General features: G+C 62.4%; 15 protein-coding genes. 4 read left to right on the top strand and 11 right to left on the bottom strand.

Going from position 1 to position 20,805, the window contains the following annotated elements:
- Positions 1–227: hypothetical protein (locus tag ABFX19_RS08165; protein ID WP_346028013.1), on the top strand; the 227-nt coding region annotated here is incomplete at its 5' end.
- A 112-nt stretch (positions 228–339) separates the two neighbouring features.
- Here ABFX19_RS08165 and glgB read toward each other — a convergent pair.
- The 3 genes from glgB to ABFX19_RS08150 are packed head-to-tail and all read right to left on the bottom strand — an operon-like array spanning position 340 to position 7,786.
- On the bottom strand, positions 340–4,005 hold the full coding sequence (gene glgB, locus ABFX19_RS08160; protein ID WP_346028012.1) for a 1,4-alpha-glucan branching protein GlgB: 3,666 nt from the start codon (positions 4,003–4,005) through the stop codon (positions 340–342).
- Positions 4,005–5,771, bottom strand: a complete 1,767-nt coding sequence (gene treS / locus ABFX19_RS08155) for a maltose alpha-D-glucosyltransferase (RefSeq protein WP_346028011.1) — start codon at positions 5,769–5,771, stop codon at positions 4,005–4,007. Before treS ends, glgB begins: the two co-directional genes overlap by 1 nt.
- Positions 5,771–7,786, bottom strand: coding sequence for an alpha-1,4-glucan--maltose-1-phosphate maltosyltransferase (locus ABFX19_RS08150; RefSeq protein WP_346028010.1), 2,016 nt, complete (start codon positions 7,784–7,786; stop codon positions 5,771–5,773). Before ABFX19_RS08150 ends, treS begins: the two co-directional genes overlap by 1 nt.
- Before the next feature lie 189 nt (positions 7,787–7,975).
- Between ABFX19_RS08150 and glgP the strand changes: the two genes are divergently transcribed.
- Positions 7,976–10,588 carry an alpha-glucan family phosphorylase gene (gene glgP, locus ABFX19_RS08145; RefSeq protein ID WP_346028009.1) on the top strand — a complete coding sequence of 871 codons (2,613 nt, stop codon included), beginning with the start codon at positions 7,976–7,978 and terminating at the stop codon, positions 10,586–10,588.
- Here the strand turns inward: glgP and glgX are convergent.
- The 6 genes from glgX to ABFX19_RS08115 form a co-directional block, all read right to left on the bottom strand.
- Positions 10,585–12,663: a glycogen debranching protein GlgX gene (gene glgX, locus ABFX19_RS08140; protein ID WP_346028008.1), complete on the bottom strand. Its 2,079-nt coding sequence runs from the start codon at positions 12,661–12,663 to the stop codon at positions 10,585–10,587. The two genes, glgP and glgX, sit on opposite strands and share 4 nt — an antisense overlap.
- A gap of 16 nt (positions 12,664–12,679) precedes the next feature.
- Entirely contained in the window at positions 12,680–13,672 is a 993-nt protein-coding gene (rlmB, locus tag ABFX19_RS08135) for a 23S rRNA (guanosine(2251)-2'-O)-methyltransferase RlmB (protein ID WP_346028007.1), read from the bottom strand.
- A gap of 87 nt (positions 13,673–13,759) precedes the next feature.
- Entirely contained in the window at positions 13,760–15,223 is a 1,464-nt protein-coding gene (gene cysS / locus ABFX19_RS08130) for a cysteine--tRNA ligase (protein WP_277358016.1), read from the bottom strand.
- A gap of 52 nt (positions 15,224–15,275) precedes the next feature.
- On the bottom strand, positions 15,276–15,764 hold the full coding sequence (ispF, locus tag ABFX19_RS08125) for a 2-C-methyl-D-erythritol 2,4-cyclodiphosphate synthase (RefSeq protein ID WP_346028006.1): 489 nt from the start codon (positions 15,762–15,764) through the stop codon (positions 15,276–15,278).
- Positions 15,761–16,462, bottom strand: coding sequence for a 2-C-methyl-D-erythritol 4-phosphate cytidylyltransferase (gene ispD, locus ABFX19_RS08120; protein WP_346028058.1), 702 nt, complete (start codon positions 16,460–16,462; stop codon positions 15,761–15,763). The genes ispF and ispD overlap by 4 nt, the downstream gene beginning before the upstream one ends.
- 380 nt (positions 16,463–16,842) lie before the next feature.
- Positions 16,843–17,325 (bottom strand): CarD family transcriptional regulator, encoded by a 483-nt coding sequence (locus ABFX19_RS08115; protein ID WP_167990786.1) that lies wholly within the window; start codon positions 17,323–17,325, stop codon positions 16,843–16,845.
- Between the two features lie 267 nt (positions 17,326–17,592).
- On the opposite strand from ABFX19_RS08115, the gene ABFX19_RS08110 reads away from it, so the two are divergent.
- On the top strand, positions 17,593–18,123 hold the full coding sequence (locus ABFX19_RS08110) for a hypothetical protein (RefSeq protein WP_056546369.1): 531 nt from the start codon (positions 17,593–17,595) through the stop codon (positions 18,121–18,123).
- Here the strand turns inward: ABFX19_RS08110 and ABFX19_RS08105 are convergent.
- Entirely contained in the window at positions 18,120–18,800 is a 681-nt protein-coding gene (locus ABFX19_RS08105; protein ID WP_056546368.1) for a response regulator transcription factor, read from the bottom strand. The two genes, ABFX19_RS08110 and ABFX19_RS08105, sit on opposite strands and share 4 nt — an antisense overlap.
- Positions 18,797–20,023, bottom strand: a complete 1,227-nt coding sequence (locus tag ABFX19_RS08100) for a sensor histidine kinase (RefSeq protein WP_428831027.1) — start codon at positions 20,021–20,023, stop codon at positions 18,797–18,799. The genes ABFX19_RS08105 and ABFX19_RS08100 overlap by 4 nt, the downstream gene beginning before the upstream one ends.
- Before the next feature lie 191 nt (positions 20,024–20,214).
- Between ABFX19_RS08100 and phoU the strand changes: the two genes are divergently transcribed.
- Positions 20,215–20,805: phosphate signaling complex protein PhoU (gene phoU / locus ABFX19_RS08095; protein WP_346028004.1), on the top strand; the 591-nt coding region annotated here is incomplete at its 3' end.

Genomic DNA, 20,805 nt, shown 5'->3' with positions numbered 1-20,805 from the left:
CACCCCACCAGGGCGAGATGACCAGCAAATCAACCAATCAAAAAACAATCGGTATCAACAAACATGGCACACTATTGAGTTCTCAAACAACAGAAACACCCGGCGCCAAACACAACCCTCAAGGCCGCATCATCGCTCCGGAGCAACTTTTCAAACTTACCCACCAAACCCCACCCCGTCAAATCCTGCCTTCATTCACAGTCCGCTGCGATCAGAAACGAATCTGATTCCTGCGAATTGTGGATGTCGGCCTGACCCGAAGTGATCGTCGGCGCGGATATAAACTCTAGCACCCCGGAAGCGCAGTTGTAAATCCAGCTTCCGGGGTAGCGGTTCGGGCTAGATGTGGGCTGGGGTCAGATAGAGAACTCCCAGCGGCGGAACCCGCAGATCCGCGTACGCGGGCAGCCCGTTATGCGCTCCTTCTACCGCCTCAACCGGGCCGATGTTCCGTACTCCAGAACCGCCGAACTCCTCGGCATCAGTGTTGAGCAGCTCGGTCCACTGCCCCGACCACGGCATTCCCACCCGGTAGCCCTCGTGCGGCGAACCGGAGAAGTTCGCAACGCAGACAAGAGGATTTCCCTGCGTGTCCCACCGGATGAAGGACAAGGTGTTGTGGGCGCCGTCATTCTCGTCGATCCATTGGAATCCTGAAGGATCGTTATCACGCGCATACAGTGCCGGCGTCTGCCGGTAGATGGAGTTGAGAGACCTGACCATCTCTTGCACGCCCTTATGCGGGATTGTGTCCGACAGCCACCAATCCAGTCCGTACTGTTCGGACCACTCCGACTCCTGGGCAAACTCGGTACCCATGAAGATCAGCTGCTTGCCCGGATGCGCCCACTGGAAAGCTAGATATGCGCGGACGTTGGCCAGCTGCTGCCACCGGTCGCCGGGCATTTTCCGAAGCAGTGAGCCCTTCCCGTGCACGACCTCGTCGTGGCTGATCGGAAGCATGAAGTTTTCGGTGTAGGCGTACACCATGGAGAAGGTAGCTTTGCCGTGATGGTGCACACGGTTGATCGGATCCTCGGCGATGTACTGCAAGGAATCATGCATCCACCCCATGTTCCATTTGATTCCGAAGCCCAGCCCGCCCTGTGAGGTTGGACGGGTAACGCCATCGAAGGCCGTTGATTCCTCGGCGATCATCACGATGCCCGGCACACGCTTGTAGGCGGTCGCATTGACCTCCTGGAGGAAAGAGATTGCCTCAAGGTTTTCACGGCCGCCAAACCTGTTCGGCTGCCATTGACCGTCCTCGCGTGAATAGTCCAGGTACAGCATTGAGGCGACTGCATCGACTCTCAACCCGTCGATGTGGAATTCTTCCAGCCAGTACAAGGCATTGGCCACCAGGAAATTACGCACTTCCCGTCGACCGTAATCAAAGATCAGCGTGCCCCAGTCCGGATGCTCGCCCAGCTGAGGGTTGCCGTGCTCGTAGAGAGTGTCGCCGTCGAACCGGGCGAGAGCCCATTCGTCCTTCGGGAAGTGGGCCGGCACCCAGTCCATGATGACGCCGATACCCGCCTGGTGCAGCTTGTCCACAAGGTATTTGAAGTCGTCCGGGTGCCCGAAACGGGCGGTCGGCGCGAAGTAGGACGTCACCTGGTAGCCCCATGACCCGCCGAACGGGTGCTCAGCGACCGGCATCAGCTCGACGTGGGTGAATCCCTGCCACTGCAGGTACTCAACCAGTTGTTCGGCGAGCTGCTTGTAGTCCAGCCCCAGCCGCCAGGACCCAAGGTGCACTTCGTAGACGCTCATCGGACCGTTGTGTGGATCCTTGGAAGCGCGATCCTTGATCCACTCGTCATCTCCGAATACGTAGCGGGACTCCACCACCCGGGACCCGGTAAGCGGCGGAATTTCCGTGCCTCGTGCCATGGGATCGGCTTTTTCACGCCATTGCCCGTCACGACCAAGGATTTCGAACTTGTAGCGGGCGCCCGCCTCTGCTCCCGGAACGAAGAGCTCCCAAATTCCGGAGCTACCGAGCGACCTCATAGCGTGGACCGAGCCGTCCCAGCCGTTGAAGTCGGCCTTGACCCGGACCGACTGGGCATTCGGAGCCCATACAGCAAAGCTGACCCCAGCGATGTCACCGAGCGCGGAAGCGTAGCGGCGTACATGAGCACCCAGAGCCGTCCACAGGGTCTCGTGCCTTCCTTCCGCAAGTAGGTGCATATCGATTTCGCCCAGAGTGGGCAGGAAGCGGTAGGCATCGTCGACCATTTGGGGAGCGCCGTCATACACCACTTCCAAGCGGTAGTCCGGGACGTGTCCGGGCAGCTCAGGTTCAACAGTGCCAACCCAGATGCCGTTGTGTTCATGGCTCAGCTCGGTCCGGCCACTGCCGGTCACCACAGTGACGCTCTCCGCGAGCCGGCGAAGGGTGCGGATGGTTACGTGCCCGTGTTGGTCCAGGTGGGCTCCGAGTACTGCATGCGGCTGGTAGTACCGCCCTTCGGACACCTGCTGAAGGACATCCGGATCCACCTGGATAGGATCACCGGAAGGTGCGGTGGCGACAGGCTGGTCCTGCGCCGCCGCCGTCGCGCCCGCATCCTCAGGGGAATCCTGATTCGATGCTTCTTCTTTGGCGGACCCGCCGCCCTTGAGCATTCGTCGAACTGCTGACACGGGTACGTCCACCCAATCTGGTCGGTTTCTCAATTCGTACACCACCTCGTAGAGTGCCTTGTCAAGCCATAGCGCACGGAAAAGGGAGCCGGCGCGATCGACCGTTGTTCCAGCCTCACTGGAATAGCCGTCGAGGAAGGCAGTCACTGAATCCGTTGCCCAGACCTCAGCGGCCGATGGCGAGACTACCGCTTCGTGTACGCCCACTCCTGCCGCGTACTCCAAAGAACGCACGAGCCCGACGACGTCGCGCACAGGGACATCCGGCACGCTTCGTTCGGATGCCGGCCGCAGCGGTTCACCTTCAAAGTCGAGGACGAGCCATTTACTTCCGCGCGTTGCAAGAATCTGCCCTAGGTGCAGATCCGCATGGATGCGTTGAAGTTCGGGAAGTTCTTTCAATCCCTGCACTTCGCCGATGACTGCCTGGATCTGCTCGTCGTATGGTCCTACGGTGGCCCCAGCCTCACGCCACGCCCACTCGATACGGCTGGCCAGGGACTGCCGAAACTCAGCCGACTCCTGTTCGGTTGCGGCGCGGCTCCCGAAGGCCTGTGCGAGCTGATTGTGGATGCGTGCGATGACCCGTCCGAGCTCACCCGCCTCCGTGGTGAACGGTTGTCCCGCTTCCAAGGCGGTGACGGCCTGCCGCCAGGCATCCTTGCTGCCCGGAATGAATTCCCGAAGCACGCTGAGATGCCCGGTGACCCATTCATCAGCGGACCTGGTGTCCTGCCAACTGCCCATCACCCAACCGAAAGTCTGCGGTACGTCGGTTGATCCGGCATCGGTGAGTTTTGCGCTCACCAGGACATCAGGGCTCTCCCCGGCTGCGAGGACCCGGAAGAATTTCAGGATGGTCGGCGTCCCACCGGAGGAAATGACCACGGAGGTGTTCGACTGTTCGCCGCCGAGCACCGAGATATCAGCCGACGCAGGGACGCTGGGAGAGGAACCGAAGTCGCCGAGTGAGGTTGCCCTGGTTCGGCCGTCATCCGTGCCGCCCTGAGTCCGGATGAGCTCGAGCCACGCGGCAATGAATACGGGATCATGGGTGCCGTCGTAGACGTACCTGCGTCCCAGTTCGGCGTGGTCGGTCTCTCCGAGCAGCGCCGACTCCGCCCCCTTGAGGGGCTCCGACCGAAAAGTAAGCGGCACATTGACGACGTCCAGCCGTCTTCCGGACTCAACCGCAACGAGATGCACCTCCAACCCCACTTCATCCGCCGGGTCCTCCAACCGGACACCACCGGCGCGGCTCAGGGATATCTCCCTGCCTTTCGAAGGGAACCAGCGCTGGGTGGGCATCCAGGCCGTGAGCAGTTCGGGAACGGATGACGTCGATACGGCCATTACTGTACTGCCTTCGAGATAGGAATTACGGGCATCGCTTCGGTATGCGGAGAGGCCACATTGGAACTGGCCGAACGCAACCGCAGCCAGTAGAAGTCATGGCTGCCCAGCGTCAGGGTGAGATCGCCGTCATCGCCGAACGCCGGGAACGGGGTACCGCCGAAGAGATCACGCAGTCCCCTGCCCGAGTACTCCGGCAGGTGCAGCCGTGCTGCTACCGGATGCTGCGACAGGTTGAACACGCACAGGATCACCTCCGGCTGCTCCCCTTCAGGGTTGTCGGCCGGAACTTCACGGATGAACGCGAGCACCGGCTCGGCCTCAGTGGGTACGTTGCGATAAGAGCCAAGACCGAACGCGGGGTGGGATCGCCGCACCGCGAGCATCTGCCGCATCCAGTGGAGCAACGAACTCGAGCTTGCGAGCTGCGCTTCGACGTTCACATGGTTGTAGTGATAGACGAGCGATTGAACCACCGGAAGGTAAAGCTTGCCGGGATCGGCGGTCGAGAAGCCCGCGTTCCTGTCCGGGTTCCATTGCATGGGCGTTCGGGAGGCATCGCGGTCCTCAAGCCAGATGTTGTCTCCCATGCCGATCTCATCGCCGTAGTACAGGAACGGGCTGCCTGGCAGGGAGAGCAGCAGTGCATGGATGAGTTCCACTTCCGCCCGCGAGTTGTCCAGCAGCGGCGAAAGACGACGCCGGATACCGATATTGGCGCGCATCCGGGAATCAGGTGCGTACCAGCCAAGCATCGCTTCGCGTTCCTCGTTAGTCACCATCTCCAGCGTGAGTTCATCATGGTTCCGCAGGAAGGTTCCCCACTGGGCACCGGCCGGGATGTCAGGCGTCTCGGCCATCGTCTCGATGATCGGGGCTGCTTTCTGGTCCCGCAGGGCGTAAAAGAGCCGCGGCATGATCGGAAAGTGAAAGCACATGTGGCACTCTGCGCCTTCTTCGTCACCGAAGTACTCCACAACCTCGTCGGGCATCTGGTTTGCTTCAGCGATGATGACGCGTCCGGGATAGTTCTCGTCCACCATGGCCCGTAGTTCCTTGAGGAAGGTGTGAGTGGCGGGAAGGTTCTCGCAGTTGGTTCCCTCCTCTTCGAAGAGGTAGGGAATGGCATCTGCCCGGAAGCCGTCAATCCCCTGGTCCAGCCAGAACCGCACGACGTCGAACAGTGCCTCCGTCACCTTCGGGTTCTCGAAGTTGAGGTCAGGCTGGTGGCTGAAGAACCTGTGCCAGAAGAACTGCCGGCGGACTGGATCGAAAGTCCAGTTGGACTCCTCCGTGTCAACGAATATGATCCGGGCGTCCTGGTACTTCTCGTCGGTGTCGCTCCACACGTAGAAGTCGCCGTACGGCCCGTCCGGGTCTGTGCGCGACTCCTCGAACCACTGGTGTTTGTCGGAAGTGTGGTTCAGCGGGAGGTCGATGATGACACGAACGCCACGTGCGTGCGCTTCGGCCACCAGCCGCTTGAAGTCGCTCAGGCTGCCAAACTCGTCGAGCACATCATAGTAATCCGCGATGTCATAGCCGCCATCACGCAGCGGGGACTTGAAGAACGGTGGAAGCCAGAGGCAGTCGACTCCGAGCCACTGCAGATAGTCGAGTTTGTCGATCAGGCCGGTGAAATCCCCGGAGCCATCGCCGTTCGCGTCGGCGAAACCTCGAACCAACACTTCATAGAACACGGCCTTGCGGTACCAGTGCGGGTCATGTGCAAGGCCTGGGGCATGCAGCTGAAACGGATTCGCCACTAACGAGTCCTCCTGACGGAAAGGATGTGAGCCGGTTCCACGTGAGCATCCAGCCTGACATAGTTGTGTGCTCCCCACTGCCAGCTTTGGCCGGTGATGAGGTCATCCACCCAGAAGGTGCCATCCTCATTCCAGTCGCCGTCCGCAAGACCGAGGGCACCGAGGTTGAGGGACACGGTGGACTCCCGTGCGCTGTGCGGATCAACATTGACGACAACGATGAGTGTGTCCTTTTCCTGGCCATCCTCCCCCAGGCCTTCCTTGTGCTTGGAGAAAACCAGGGTGGCCTCGTCCGTGCTGCTGTGGACCGTGAGGTTCTCGAGATCACCGAGTGCCGGATGGGAGCGGCGGATCTCATTCAACCGCGTAAGGAAGGGTGCGAGGCTTCGCCCCTGAGCTTCGGCGGCTTCGTAGTCACGGGGACGGTACTCGAACTTTTCATTGTCGATGTACTCCTCCGCACCCGGCCGGGCAACGTGTTCGTATAGCTCATAGCCGGCGTACACACCCCAGAGCGGGCTCGCCATGGAGGCAAGAACGGCCCTCACCTTGAACGCTGCCGGCCCACCGTACTGGAGGTACTCGGTGAGGATGTCCGGTGTGTTCACAAAGAAGTTGGGGCGGAAGAACGCCGCAGTGTCCCGGCTGACCTCGGTGAAGTACTGCTCCAACTCCTCCTTGGTGTTGCGCCAGGTGAAGTAGGTGTAGGACTGCTGGAAGCCTGCCCGTCCGAGGGCATGCATCATGGCCGGCCGCGTGAACGCCTCGGCCAGGAACACGACATCGGGATGTTTCCTGTTCACCTGCGCGATGAGCCATTCCCAGAACTGCACCGGCTTGGTGTGGGGGTTGTCCACGCGGAAAATACGGACGCCGTGGCTCACCCACAGCAGAACTATGCGCAGCACCTCGTTGTAGATGCCGTCCGGATCATTGTCGAAATTGATCGGATAGATGTCCTGGTACTTCTTCGGCGGGTTCTCGGCGTAGGCGATAGACCCGTCCACGCGTGTGGTGAACCACTCGGGGTGTTCCGTGACCCAGGGATGGTCAGGCGAAGCCTGCAGCGCAAGGTCCAGGGCCACTTCAAGGTTCAGGTCGTGAGCCCGCTGGACAAAGGCATCGAAGTCCTCGAAAGTTCCCAGATCCGGGTGGATGGCGTCATGACCACCCTCCGGACCGCCGATTGCCCACGGGGAACCGGGATCCCCCGGCCCTGCGTTCAAGGTGTTGTTCGGGCCTTTGCGGTGCGTTTTACCGATCGGGTGGATCGGGGGGAGGTAGACGACGTCGAAACCCATTTGTGCAACAGCGGGGAGCCTTTGGGCTGCGGTGACGAAGTTTCCCGAGGTCCACTCTGCGGCGCCGGGGTCATAACTGGCGCCTTCTGAGCGCGGGAAGAACTCGTACCAGGCGCCCCGACCGGCAGCCTCGCGCTCCACGAGGATCGGGTACGCGCGGGACGGCGTCACCAGAGCCCGCAACGGCTCACGCTCGACCGCTGCGCGAATGTCCGGGGCGTGCCCGGCGGCGAGACGCTCATCAATGGGCAACTCCCGGTTCCGGAGCCGCTCCGCGGTGGCGAGGAACAGGTCCTTCTCCGGCGCGGGCCGGGAGGAAGACTGGGAGGTGAAGAGCACCGCCCCCTCTTCGAGCATCAGCTCGACGTCGACGCCCACTTCAATTTTTATGGTGGCGTTATGGTGCCAGGTTTCATACAGATCACTCCAGCCCTCGATCAGGAAGGAATGAAGCCCGACGGCGGCTGGCCGGAGCCGGCCTTCATAGTGATCCGTTCCCATCCCGAGCGGCGCCAGCCGTACCCGCTGCACTTCCGCGCCCTGTGGGTCGAGCAGTACTGCCGATACACCGAGTTGGTCGTGGCCCTCCCGGAAAACCGTTGCTCCCACCACAATGTCGGATCCCGGTACGGCCTTCGAGGGGAACAAGCCGCCCTCGACCACCGGAGACACCTTGGTGATGGGAATCCGTCCGAACCGTAAATCTTCGCTCATGGATGCGCCTGCCCTTTTTCGTGTCGCCTCGCTCGAAGTGGTCACAGACTAGACGTTATCCATTATCGCGTCAGATTGCTAAGGCGACTTTCTAAAGGGGACAAGTGTTGCACTTCACATTGCAAGCGTTTACGCACATGAGGGGCCAAGACGTACTCCGGCTCGGAAATGTACGCTAACCTACCCAACGTGAAGGCAATCCGTAGGTTTACTGTCCGTACCGTTCTTCCGCCGAGCATCGCTCCCCTAGGTAAGCTGGCTGGCAATCTGCGCTGGTCCTGGCATTTGCCTACTGCGAGACTGTTCCATGACATCAATCCCGAGGCGTGGGAATCCAGCGGCCACGATCCCGTCCAGTTCCTCGGATCCATCACCCGGGAGCAGCTGAAGCGTATTGCCGTGAACCAGGAACTGGTGTCGCGGATTCAGGATCTCGGAGCTGACCTGGAGCAGTACCTGTCAGAGCCACGGTGGTACCAATCGCTCGGTGAGGACGCACCCAAGTCCATCGCCTACTTCTCCCCCGAGTACGGCATCAGCGCTGTGCTTCCCCAATATTCCGGCGGCCTCGGCATTCTGGCCGGTGACCACCTCAAGGCGGCATCCGACCTGGGCGTGCCGCTGGTCGGTGTCGGGCTTCTTTACCAAGCGGGCTACTTCAAACAGTCCCTCTCCCGCGACGCATGGCAGCAGGAAACCTATCCCGTCCTCGACCCGGACGGACTCCCCCTTACGCTCCTCCGTGAGGAGGACGGCGCCGCTGCAACGGTAGTGCTCCCGCTTCCCAACGGGCGTGAGCTGCGCGCCCACATCTGGAGGGCCGACGTCGGGCGCGTTCCGTTGCTGCTCCTAGATTCCAATGTTCCAGGCAATGACGAAGCGGCGCGCAACGTCACCGACCGCCTGTACGGCGGCGGCGGCGACCAGCGTCTGCAGCAGGAGCTGCTGCTGGGTATGGGCGGAGTGAAGGCACTGCGCATCTTCGAGCGGCTGACCGGGCTTCCCGCCCCCGAGGTCTTCCACACCAACGAGGGACACGCCGGGTTCCTCGGCATTGAGCGCATCCGCGAGCTCATGGACTCCTCCAATGAGCAGCCGATGTCCTGGGAGGAAGCTCTGACAGCCGGCCGCGCATCCACGGTCTTCACCACACATACCCCGGTTCCGGCCGGTATTGACCGATTTGAACGGGCACAGATCCAGCATTTCTTCGATGCTGGGCTGGCGCCTTCCGTTCCCACCGAGCGTGTCCTCGAACTGGGAGCAGAAAATTACGACGGCGGTGACGGGTCGAAGTTCAATATGGCGGTCATGGGCCTGCGGCTGGCGCAGCGCGCCAACGGTGTTGCCAAGCTGCACGGCGAGGTGTCACGCGAAATGTTCTCGGGACTATGGCCGGGCTTCGACTCCCGGGAAGTTCCCATCACCTCGGTGACGAACGGCGTCCACGTACCCACCTGGGTGGACCCCCTCATCGCCGACTTCGCACGGGAGAACTTCGGCGCGGAATCCGTGCTGGACCCGCAGTGGGCACGCGTGTATGACGTTGAGGACGCCGACATCTGGCGGCTGAGGCGGATCATGCGCTCCAACCTCATCGATGATGTCCGCTCCCGGTTGCGGTCTTCCTGGAAGAAGCGCGGCGCAGCCGACGCCGAGCTGGCCTGGACGGATAGTGTCCTCGACCCGGACGTGCTCACCATCGGATTCGCGCGCCGCGTACCCACCTACAAGCGGCTCACCCTGATGCTGCGCGATGCAGACCGCCTCAAGGCGCTTCTGCTGCACCCCACCAATCCCATCCAGCTCGTCATCGCAGGAAAGTCGCACCCCGCAGATGAGCAGGGCAAGCGCATGATCCAGGACCTCGTCCGGTTCACTGACGACCCCGAGGTGCGCCACCGGATTGTGTTCCTGCCGAACTACGACATCGCCATGGCACGCACACTGTTCCCGGGTTGCGATGTGTGGCTCAACAACCCCCTCCGCCCGCTCGAGGCGTGCGGGACGTCCGGGATGAAGTCAGCCATCAACGGTGGGCTCAACCTGTCGGTGCTGGACGGCTGGTGGGATGAAATGTACGACGGCGACAACGGCTGGGCAATCCCGACCGCCAACAACGGTGCCTCCGCCGACGAGCGTGACGACATCGAGGCAGCAGCCCTGTATGACCTCATCGAAGAGCAGGTGGCTCCCCGCTTCTACAGCACGGTCCGCGCACCGGGCGTAAGCGCTGCCGGTCCCTCGTCACCGTCCAGCGACGGCGTCCCGCATCAGTGGGTGTCGATGATCAAGCACACCATGGCGAAGCTGGGCCCTGCGGTTTCCGCCGAGCGCATGCTCCAGGACTATGTAGGCCAGCTGTACCAGCCCGCCTGCCGTGCAGGACGACTGGCAGTCCGCGACGGCTACAGCTCGGCGAAGCAGATGGCCTCCTGGCGTTCGAAGATCAAGGACGGCTGGTCTGCCGTGCAGGTTGAACACGTTGACTCGCTTGGTGTGTCCGAGGAACCACAGATCGGAGACACGCTCACCGTCAACGCCTACGTCTCGCTGGGTAGCGTAGGGCCCGAAGACGTGTCGGTGGAAGTGGTCTACGGCCGCGCCTCCGATAGTGACGACCTGAGCGAGGTAGCCGTAGCGGATCTTCAGGTTGGCGAGGATCTGGGCCGCGGACGGTTCCTGTTCAGTGGAGAGATTGTCATTGACCACTCCGGCTCGTTCGGGTACACCGTCCGCGTGCTGCCCCAACACGAGAGCCTTGCTTCCCGGGCTGAACTTGGACTCGTGGTGAACGCCTAAACGCGATAGACAGTTACTGAGTTCGCCGCCGCGGTGTCCGTTTCTCCTCCACAGAGACGGGCACCGCGGCGTTTTGCGTTGGCATCCGCTGTGGTGAACCGCAGCTCGAACATCTGGTTCTGACTCTCGGGGAAACCCAGCCCATGCAGTGCTGCTGCCGTGGGAAGAACCAGGCTGCGGTCCTCCAGATGTCCATTGACCACAATCAGACCGTCGACGTCCCCGCCGGGCGATCCAAGCAGCAGCTGGACGGTCCGGCACTCAGGATCCGACCATTGCTCCTGGCGCATCGGCTCGCCGTCCGCGTTGAACCAGAGCAGGTACGAGGTATCTTCCCGCGCGGGGTATCCGGCGGGCTGCTCGGTGAGGAACTCCCGGCGGATACGCAGCAGTTCGCGTGTTGCCGTGAGCATGCCGCGAGCGTCCTCGTTGTGGTTCCAGTGGACCCACGCCAGTTCATTGTCCTGGCAGTAAGCGTTGTTGTTCCCATGCTGGGTGCGGCCGAACTCATCGCCGGCCGTGATCATCGGGACCCCGAGCGCGAGCAGCTGCGTAGCCATCAGGTTCCGGGCTGTGAGGGAACGGGCGGCAAGAATGGCCTCCTGCTCCGTTGGTCCCTCGACACCGTGGTTGTAGCTGCGGTTGTCGTTGTGTCCGTCGCGGTTGGCCTCGCCGTTGGCCTCGTTGTGCTTCCGGTTGTAGGCCGTCAGGTCCGCCAGAGTGAAGCCGTCGTGGGCGGTGACGAAGTTGATTGAAGACACCGCCGTCCGACCGGACCGGCCGAACACCTCGGCTGAGCCGGCCAGACAACTGGCCAGGCGTGCCACGGTGCCGCCGCGCCGTCCCTCGGCCAGGGCCGCCTGGTCCGACAGCCAGAAGTCGCGGGCGGTGTCCCGGAAGCGGTCGTTCCAGTCCGCCCAGCCCTGGGGAAAGTTTCCCGTCTGCCAGCCGTTGTAGCCGACGTCCCACGGTTCAGCAATCAGCTTGACACCGCTGAGCACGGTGTCTGCGGCGATGGCGATCAGCAGGGGGTGCCGCGGCGTGAACTGGTGGCTTTCATCCCGGCAGAGGGCGACGGCGAGGTCAAAGCGGAAGCCATCGATCCCGAACTCGTCGACCCAGTACCGCAGAGAGTCCAGCGCGAACTGAATTACGCGCGGTTCGGTGAAATTGACCGTGTTTCCGCAACCGGTGGTGTCGAGGTAACGGCCGTCGTCGTGGTGGCGGTAGTACTTCATCTCACTCAGCCCGCGCCAGCAGAGTGCGGGGCCGCCCTGCGGGCCCTCGGCGGTGTGGTTGTAGACAACATCGAGGATGACCTCGATCCCGGCCTCGTGGAGGAGCCGGACCATGCCCTTCAGCTCGTCCTGCACCGCTTTTGGTCCAGCCTCGCGTGCGGCCTCAGTGGCGTACTCCGGGTGGGGCGCGAAAAACCCGAGCGTGTTGTAGCCCCAGTAGTTGCTCAGCCCGAGCGGTTCCAGGTGGGGCTCATCAATGTGGAAGTGGATCGGCAGGAGCTCAACGGCTGTAACTCCAAGCTCCAACAGGTGCCGGATCATTGCCGGATGAGCCAGGCCCGCGTAAGTGCCGCGGAGCTCCTCAGGCACATCCGGGTGCAGCTGCGTGAGACCTTTGACGTGCGCCTCGTAAATAACGCTGTCCCTCCAGCGGGTACCCGGACGGCGGGATGAGCCCCAGTTGAACGCCTGATCGACCACTACGGAGAAGTAGACCGGGTTTTCATCCACCCGGACGGTGTCGATGGCGCGGCCGTACGGGTCCAGCAACAGCTGCGATGTGCCGGGCTCACCCTGCAGCGGCGCATCGTCAGGCCAGAACGCGTACCTGGAGGATTCGCCCATCCCCTCCACCAAACCGTGGTGAACCCCGTCCGTGAGTTCCGGAAGCACAACGGCGTTCCAGCTGCCCTGAGAGTCCTGATAATGAACCGCCACTGTATCCAGGTCAGGTGCGTACACGGCCACGTCGAACAGGTTCGACTGGTTTCCGGCGCACCGGCGGACCCCCAGCGGGAAAGCTTGGGAACGTTGGGTGATCTCGGTGGTCAGGCTCATAGGGGGAATTCGTTTCCTAACGGGCTTCGGCCGCCCGCTGACGCGAGATTTCATAGAGACTGATGCCCACAGCCATAGAAGCGTTCAGAGATTCCATGGCGGAGTCAATCGGAATGGACACGATTTGGTCGCAGTTCTCCCGCACCAGCCGTGACAGGCCCTTGCCCTCTGAACCCACCACCAGGCATACAGGCTCGACGCCGAGGGTGATTTCCGGCAACGAGACGTCGCCATCCCCGTCCAGCCCCAGAACAAAAATGCCCATGTCCTTGAAGGATTTCAGGGTGGAGTTCAGGTTGCCTACACGGGCAACCGGTACCCGCACAGCCGCTCCGGCACTCGTTTTCCAGGCGGAAGCCGTCACACCGACCGAGCGCCGTTCCGGCACAAGAACGCCGTGGCCGCTGAACGCGGACAGCGACCGGATGATGGCGCCGAGGTTACGGGGGTCAGTGATGCCGTCCAGCGCCACGAACAGCGGCGCCTGGCTGATGTGCCCCTTCTTCCATTTGGCGATGGTCTCGCTGGCGAGGTCGAGGCCGTCTGCGTATTCATACGGCGGAATCTGCAGCATCATGCCCTGGTGAACGGAGCCGTCCGCGAGACGGTCCAGCTCAGGCTTACCCGTTTCCATGAGGGGAATGCCGCGCTCTGTTGCTAGCTTGAGCGACTCACGGACGCGGTCATCCACGTCGATCCGGATGGCGACATACAGTGCCTTGGCAGGGATGCCGGCCCGTAGCGCTTCCACGACGGCGTTCCGCCCGGTGACGTACTCTTCCCCCGGCTTTGCCTTGGACCGGCCGGGAGCTACCCTGCCGGCAAGCCGCTTTGCGGCGGAGCGCTCAGCCAACTGCTTGCTCTTGTGCGACTTGTGGTACGGGCGGTCTTCAGCCTTGGGCGTGGGCCCCTTGCCCTCAAGCGACTTCCGTCCGTGGCCGCCCGTGCCGATGGTGGGACCCTTCTTGGTCTTGCGGATAGCACCAGGACGTCCGTGGGGGTTGGCCATGGGGAAACACCTTCAGATAGGGGACTTGCGTCAGTCCAGTTTACGCGGGCGGATGCCTGGTCCCTCCCCTGCCGATTTTCGGGACCGTCAGTCGCGGGAGAGGCTCCAGCGCGCACCGTCCGGAGAGTCCTCGACCACGACGCCGGCTCCCGCCAGTGCGTCCCGGATGGCATCCGCCCGGGCCCAGTCCCTGGCTGCGCGGGCCGAGGCGCGTTCGCTGAGCTGCGATCGGATCAGGGCGTCGAGGGCTCCGTGTTCCGGGCTCTCCCGGTTCCCTTCGGCCGACCTCGCATCATCAAGCCCCAGCGCAGCGGTCATGGCGGTGACTGCGGCTGCTGCCCGGGCGGCGCCGTCGTCGTCCTTGTTTGCCAGCGCCGAATTGCCGGCACGCACCGTCTCGTGGAGGACAGCGAGTGCGCGGGGAACATTCAGATCCTCGTCCATGGCCTCGGCGAAGGCCTCCGGTAGGTCCTGCCACTGCGGCGCGCTCCCCGCGTCACTCGACTTTGCTGTACCCGCCTTCGCAAGGAATCCGTCAATGCGTTCGACGGCGGCAGCAGCCTCCTGGAGCGACGTGGGCCGGTAGTCCAGAACGGAGCGGTAATGCGCCTGGCCCAGGTAGTAGCGAACTACCCTGGCGTCGGCGAGCTGCAGCATCTCATCCGGGCTGATGGTGTTACCCACCGACTTGGACATTTTCTCGCCCTCGTAGGTCACCATCCCGTTGTGCATCCAGAACCGGGCGAAGGCATGCCCTGCGGCCTGCGACTGCGCCATCTCGTTCTCGTGATGGGGGAAGCGCAGGTCCAGGCCGCCGCCGTGGATGTCGAACTCGGCGCCAAGGTACTTGGTCACCATCGCAGAGCACTCAAGGTGCCAGCCGGGACGGCCCGGGCCCCACGGACTGGGCCACGCCGCCGTCTCCGGTTCGCCCTCTTTCCAACCCTTCCAGAGAGCGAAGTCACGTGGGTCTTTCTTGCGGTTGCTGAACTGCGCTTCGACATCCGGCGCGGCCTGCATGTCATCAACGTCCTGGTTGGTGAGGCTGCCGTAAGCAGGCCAGGACCGCACATCGAAGTAGACGTCACCTGAGCCATCCGCAGCCGGATACGCATGGCCGCGGTCGATGAGTTGCCCGATGAGCTGGTGCATTTCCAGGATGTGCCCGGTGGCGCGGGGTTCATAGGTGGGCCGCTGCACGCCGAGGGTGTCATACGCCTTAAGGAACTCCTGCTCGTAGCGGTAGGCCAATGCCCACCACTCTTCGTTGGGCACAGCGTCCGGATCTGTGGGCACTTCCTCGAAGGAGGCTTTGGACTTGGCAAGGATTTTGTCATCAATGTCCGTGACGTTCCGGACCACGGTCACCGCGTAACCGCGGATACGCAGCCAGCGGGTGAGCTGGTCGAAGGCGATTGCGGAACGGACGTGCCCCACATGCGGCATCCCCTGGACGGTGGCCCCGCAATAGTAGACCCGCGCTTCCCCGGGATGTACCGGTGTGAACTCTCGGATTACTGCCGTTGCGGTGTCATAGAATCTCAGGCTCACCGATCCAGACTACCGAATCGGGCTGCACCGGCCGGCAGCCGCCGGCGAAGTGTCAGAGCTGAACGACGACGGCGGTGGCGATCGCCGCTATTCCCTCACCACGGCCGGTGAAACCCAGTCCGTCGCTGGTGGTTGCCGAGACGCTGACCGATGCTCCGATCGCCGCAGAGAGGAGCGCTTCCGCTTCCGGGCGGCGGGGCGTGAACCGCGGACGGTTCCCAACCAGCTGGACGGCGACATTGCCAATTTCAAAGCCAGCGGCGCGAACAATCCGGGCGGCTTCCGTTAGGAGCAGGACGCCGGACGCACCGGCATATTCGGGACGGTCGGTGCCGAAGTTGGTGCCGAGGTCGCCTGTTCCTGAGGCAGAGAACAGGGCATCGGCTGCTGCGTGCGCAACGGCGTCGCCGTCGGAATGGCCAGCCAGCCCGCGCTCGCCCGGCCATTGAAGCCCGGCCAGCCACAGCGTCCGCGGCTCGTCATCGGGCGCAAAGGCATGGACGTCGATGCCGATACCGGTGCGTGGAAGATTAGCGCTCACTGCTGCTCCCCTGCGTGTTCGCGAGCCCGGCGCACAAGCGCTTCGGCGAGCATCAGATCAAGGGGCGTAGTGACCTTGAAGGCCTCGGGGTGGCCCTCAACTACACGAACAGGCACCCCGAGTGACTCGACTAGCATCGCGTCGTCGGTGATGTCGGCATCGCTCGTTTCCGAATGCACACGCCGCAGGAGCTGCAGAGTGAATCCCTGCGGCGTTTGGATCGCCCGCAGTCCGGCGCGAGCTGGGGTAGCCGCAACCCAGCCGTCACTCACGCTCTTGATGGTGTCAGCTACCGCGACACCCGGAGTGACCGCTTCTGCGCCGTCCATGAGCGTCTGCAACACACGCCGGAATACTTCTGGTGGCGTCAGTGCGCGAGCCGCGTCATGAACTAGCACGTACCGGACCGTTGAAGGGAGGGTGGATAAGCCCGCTCGCACTGATGCCTGACGTGTCACGCCCCCCTCAACTACGGTCACCGATGGCCCGCCGGAGTGATCAACTACTGCCCGCAAAGTATCGTCGCCAGGCGGGAGAACAACGCACACGTGGGCATCAATTCGAGATGCCAGACATGCTCGGAGGGCGTGCTCCAAGATGGTGGCGTCGCCGATACGCACTTGCGCTTTGGGAACGCCCATTCCGAGGCGGCTACCGGAACCAGCCGCAACAAGAACAATGGCTTGCTTAGGATTCACCACTTACCAGACGATACGCCAATAGTTTGCCAAGCACGCAGAGCGTAGTGCTTGTGTGCTCGCAGGACCATAGGTCGGAACCTCTGGTCCTGCCATAGTGATTTGCTTCGCCGGCGCGGGCGTGCGGTTGTTCCTAGCGGTTATTGCCATCTTCGCTGCCTTGGTCTCCGCTACCACGCCTTGGATTATCGCCGCTTGCGCGGCTAAGGGAGTGTCAGGTTGGGTGTGGCACCGCGAGCTATCTCGACGAGCGCGAACTTGAGAAAATAAGCACTGCTGCTCGCAAGGATCCTCGCTCAGGATTGTGTGCGAAGGCCCCTTGCGAGCAGCAGCCCGGCCATAAGAAAAGGACCGCAGCTATGCGGTCCTTTTCTTTCCTGCTAGGAAGCCAGTACCTCGTCGAGTACCGTAGCTGCCTTCTCTTCGTCTGTTTTCTCCGCCAGGGCCAGCTCGGAGATCAGGATCTGGCGAGCCTTCGCCAGCATCCGTTTCTCACCGGCAGACAGACCGCGATCGTGATCGCGGCGCCAGAGGTCCCGAACTACTTCGGCAACCTTGATGACGTCTCCCGATGCGAGCTTCTCCAGGTTTGCCTTGTACCGGCGTGACCAGTTGGTAGGCTCCTCCGTGAATTCAGCCCGGAGTACGTCGAAGACGTGCTCAAGACCTTCCTTGCCCACAACATCACGTACGCCGACAAGGTCAACGTTCTCTGCTGGAACTTCAATGGTCAGATCACCCTGTGCCACCTTGAGCTTGAGATACATCTTCTCTTCGCCCTTGATGGTGCGCATCTTGATCTCTTCGATCTTCGCTGCGCCGTGGTGAGGGTAAACAACTGTTTCGCCGACCTCAAAAACCATGTGGATAAACCCCTTTCCCGCAGATCAGTTTATCACGAAAACGACACGCCGATGACGCGTTTACGCAGGTCAGCGGGGAGAAGAGCGACCAATTGGCTATCATTCCGCTCTTGACGCAGAGCAAAATTGGTGCTTGTGAGGGTGCTTCCACCGGTCACCGGCGGCTGATGAACTTCGTTGAAATCCAACAATCACCCTCATTGCCGATAGGCTGTTCACCAGTGTTGTCCGTCGGTCCGCGCGACCATACCCACAGGAGTTAGTGCCGTGAACAGTGCCCCGAAGAAACGAGTACAGCTGGCAGCTGCCGGAACCGCTGTGCTGGCTCTCCTTGGAGCAACCGGCTGTTCCGCAGTGAATGAGCAGGCCACCACCATCGAGTACTCCGCCTCGGACGGAATCGTGGACCGCGTGGGCCCCGTGCTTCTGCGCAACATCCTCATCATCACGTCGGATGAGGGCGAGCCGGGAACCCTGCTGGGTACTCTCTTCAACGAGTCAGACTCCCCCGTCCAGGTGACGATTGACGGCGAGAATGAAAACTCGCAGGTCACCATCGACGCAAACGGCAAGTATGTCTTCGAAGACGAAGTGGGCGACGACGGCATTCTGGAAGGCATCAGCGAGATTCCTGGAGCGCTGGTTGACCTCGAATTCACCGTGAACTCCGAGAGCGAGAGTATCCGGGTGCCGGTCCTCGACGGAACGCTCGAGGAGTACCGCGAGTTTGTTCCCGGCGGTTACACCCCGCCGCCCACCCCCATCGAAGAAGTTGTTGAAGAAGAGGAAGAGCTTTAGGGCTCGTACTTGTAGCCCAGCCCCCGCACCGTCACAAGGTGCCGGGGGCTTGAAGGATCCGGTTCAATTTTTCCGCGCAGACGCTTCACATGGACATCGAGTGTCTTGGTGTCCCCCACATAGTCCGAGCCCCACACCCTGTCAATGAGCTGCCCGCGGGTCAGCACACGCCCGGAATTACGCAGCAGCATCTCGAGCAGCTCGAACTCCTTCAACGGCAGCGAAACCTGCTCCCCGCTGACACTCACAACGTGGCGCTCCACATCCATGCGGACCGGCCCAGCCGCGACAGTGCTTGAGACCAACTCTTCCGGCTCACCCTGCCTGCGCAGCACAGCGCGCACCCTGGCCACCAGCTCCCGTGATGAGTAGGGCTTGGTGACGTAATCATCGGCACCCAGTTCCAGTCCCACGACCTTGTCAATCTCTGAATCCTTGGCGGTCAGCATGATGACCGGGACGCTTGAGCGCTGCCGCAGCTGGCGGCATACTTCCGTACCGGAAAGGCCTGGCAGCTGGAGGTCGAGGAGGACCAGGTCCGCGCCCCCGCGGTCGAACTCCGTCAGCGCATCAAGCCCGTTGTCCACGACGACGGCGTCAAAGCCCTCCTTGCCCAGCAGGTAGGACAGGGGGTCGCTGAAGGATTCTTCGTCTTCAACGATCAGGATGCGGCTCACGCTTTCACTCCTTGATTCTGGACACTGCTGCCCTTGTCATTGCCGGCACTTTCGTGCCTGCTCTCCTGCACCGCGCCCGCGGTGACACTCGCCGCCGGCCCGGCGCCGTCGTCGTCGGCTGTTTCCATCTCCGGCAGACGGACGGTGAACGTGCTGCCCTGGCCCTGCTGCGACCACACCGTCACTTCACCGCCGTGATTCGACACCACATGCTTCACGATGCTCAGCCCGAGGCCCGTGCCGCCGGTCTGCCGTGAACGCGCCGCGTCGATGCGGTAGAAGCGCTCGAAGATCCGCTCCTGCTCCTCGGGAGTAATGCCCAGGCCCTGGTCCGTAACGGAAATCTGCGCCAGGCCGTCGCGTGAGCGCAGCCCAACACCCACCCTGGTTCCATCCGGCGAATAGCGGATGGCATTGTCGATCAGATTCCGGAAGGCGGTCATGAGGAGGTCCGGGTCTCCGTAGACCGGTGCGTCGATCTTTCCGCCGACCACGATGTCGATCTGCTTGCTCTCGGCGGGAAGCTTGTTGCGGTCCACTGCTTCGGCAATCACCGCATTGATATTGACGGCCTTGCCGCGGCGGACGACGTCGGTTCCCTGGAGCCGTGACAGCTCGATGATGTCCTGGACCAGGGCTGAGAGCCTGCCTGATTCCTTATGCATCCGTTGGGCGAACCGGCGGACGGCCACCTCGTCGGAGGCTGCATCATCAAGGGCTTCGGCGAGGAGGGAGATAGCACCGACGGGTGTCTTCAGTTCATGGGATACGTTCGCGACGAAGTCATTGCGGATCTCCTCGGTGCGGGTGATCTCGGTGCGGTCGTCCGCGAGGATGAGGATGTATTCCTCGCCGAGGGCCGCGATGCGGGCATGCACAATGATGGTGCCCTGCCCCAGCGGGCCGCGCGGCAGTTCCAGCTGGCGCTCCTCGATGACTCCGTCCCGGCGCACCCGTGCGGTGAGGTCAAGGAGTTCGCTGTGCACGATGGTGTGGCCGCGGACCAGACCGAAAGCGTACGCCGCAGGACTGGCGCGGACAACGCCGTCGATCCCATCGACGATGACATACGCGCGGCCCACGACGGAAAGGACATCAGCCGCCCCTTTGGGGAGCACCGGCTCGTCACTATCAAGGCGGGCACGGCGTTGCGCCTCGCTGGCCCGGAACGCCAGCATGCCGGCCACGCCGATGGCGAGACCGACCAGCCCGGCCACGAGCATCAGCAGTACAGGATCCACGGATCCAGCTTAGGCCGTGAATGCGCCTAACCCTGCTGATCCGGTGGCTTTGGACCGGTGGTTCAACTAACGTTCACCTAAAGATGCGTAACAGTTAAGGGGCAGCTGAAAACGTGCTGAACAGGACTGCGCATCTGCGCCCGTTCAGCACCTCAAAGGGAAAGGACGCCCACGTGCGTAAGGTTTTTCAGGCGGAGCTTCACCAAATCGGCGAAGAACTCATCGAGATCTCGAAGCTGGTTTCGGAGGCCATGCAGAAGGCCACCACAGCGTTCGAGGCAGCGGATACAGAGCTTGCACAGGAAGTCATCGCCGCGGATGCACGCATCGACTTCCTGCAGAACGACCTCGACGAACGCGCGATTGACGTACTCGCCCTCCAGGGACCGGTTGCAAGTGACCTGCGCATGATTGTGGGCGCCCTGCGAATGAGTGCGTCGCTTGAGCGGATGGGCGATCTCGCCCGGCACATCGCGCAATTGGCCCGCCTGCGCTTCCCGGAGAATGTGATTCCAGAGAGCATCCGGCCCACCTTCGTTGAGCTGGCGCAGCTCGACATTGCGATTGCCAACAAGGTCACCGAGTTGCTCGAAACGCGCAACCTCGAGCTGAGCCTCGAGATCAACACCCACAACGCGCGGATCAACGAGCTGCACGCGGGCGTCTTCAAGGCGGTTGCCGCTGCTGACTGGAATGCGTCCGCTCCTACCACCGTGGATGTCACCCTTGCCAGCCGGTACTTCGAGCGTTTCGCCGACCACGGC

The organism is Arthrobacter parietis, assembly GCF_039530425.1.
Taxonomy (GTDB): domain Bacteria; phylum Actinomycetota; class Actinomycetes; order Actinomycetales; family Micrococcaceae; genus Arthrobacter_D; species Arthrobacter_D parietis.
This window is presented reverse-complemented; position numbering and strand designations above follow the sequence as displayed.

Bases quoted from the DNA above. Each gene is read 5' to 3' on its own strand.
- ABFX19_RS08150 (WP_346028010.1), bottom strand. From the start codon at position 7,786: ATGAGCGAAGATTTACGGTTCGGACGGATTCCCATCACCAAGGTGTCT.
- ABFX19_RS08100 (WP_428831027.1), bottom strand. From the start codon at position 20,023: ATGCTCGTGGCCGGGCTGGTCGGTCTCGCCATCGGCGTGGCCGGCATG.
- glgX (WP_346028008.1), bottom strand. From the start codon at position 12,663: ATGAGCCTGACCACCGAGATCACCCAACGTTCCCAAGCTTTCCCGCTG.
- rlmB (WP_346028007.1), bottom strand. From the start codon at position 13,672: ATGGCCAACCCCCACGGACGTCCTGGTGCTATCCGCAAGACCAAGAAG.
- ABFX19_RS08115 (WP_167990786.1), bottom strand. From the start codon at position 17,325: ATGGTTTTTGAGGTCGGCGAAACAGTTGTTTACCCTCACCACGGCGCA.
- glgB (WP_346028012.1), bottom strand. From the start codon at position 4,005: ATGGCCGTATCGACGTCATCCGTTCCCGAACTGCTCACGGCCTGGATG.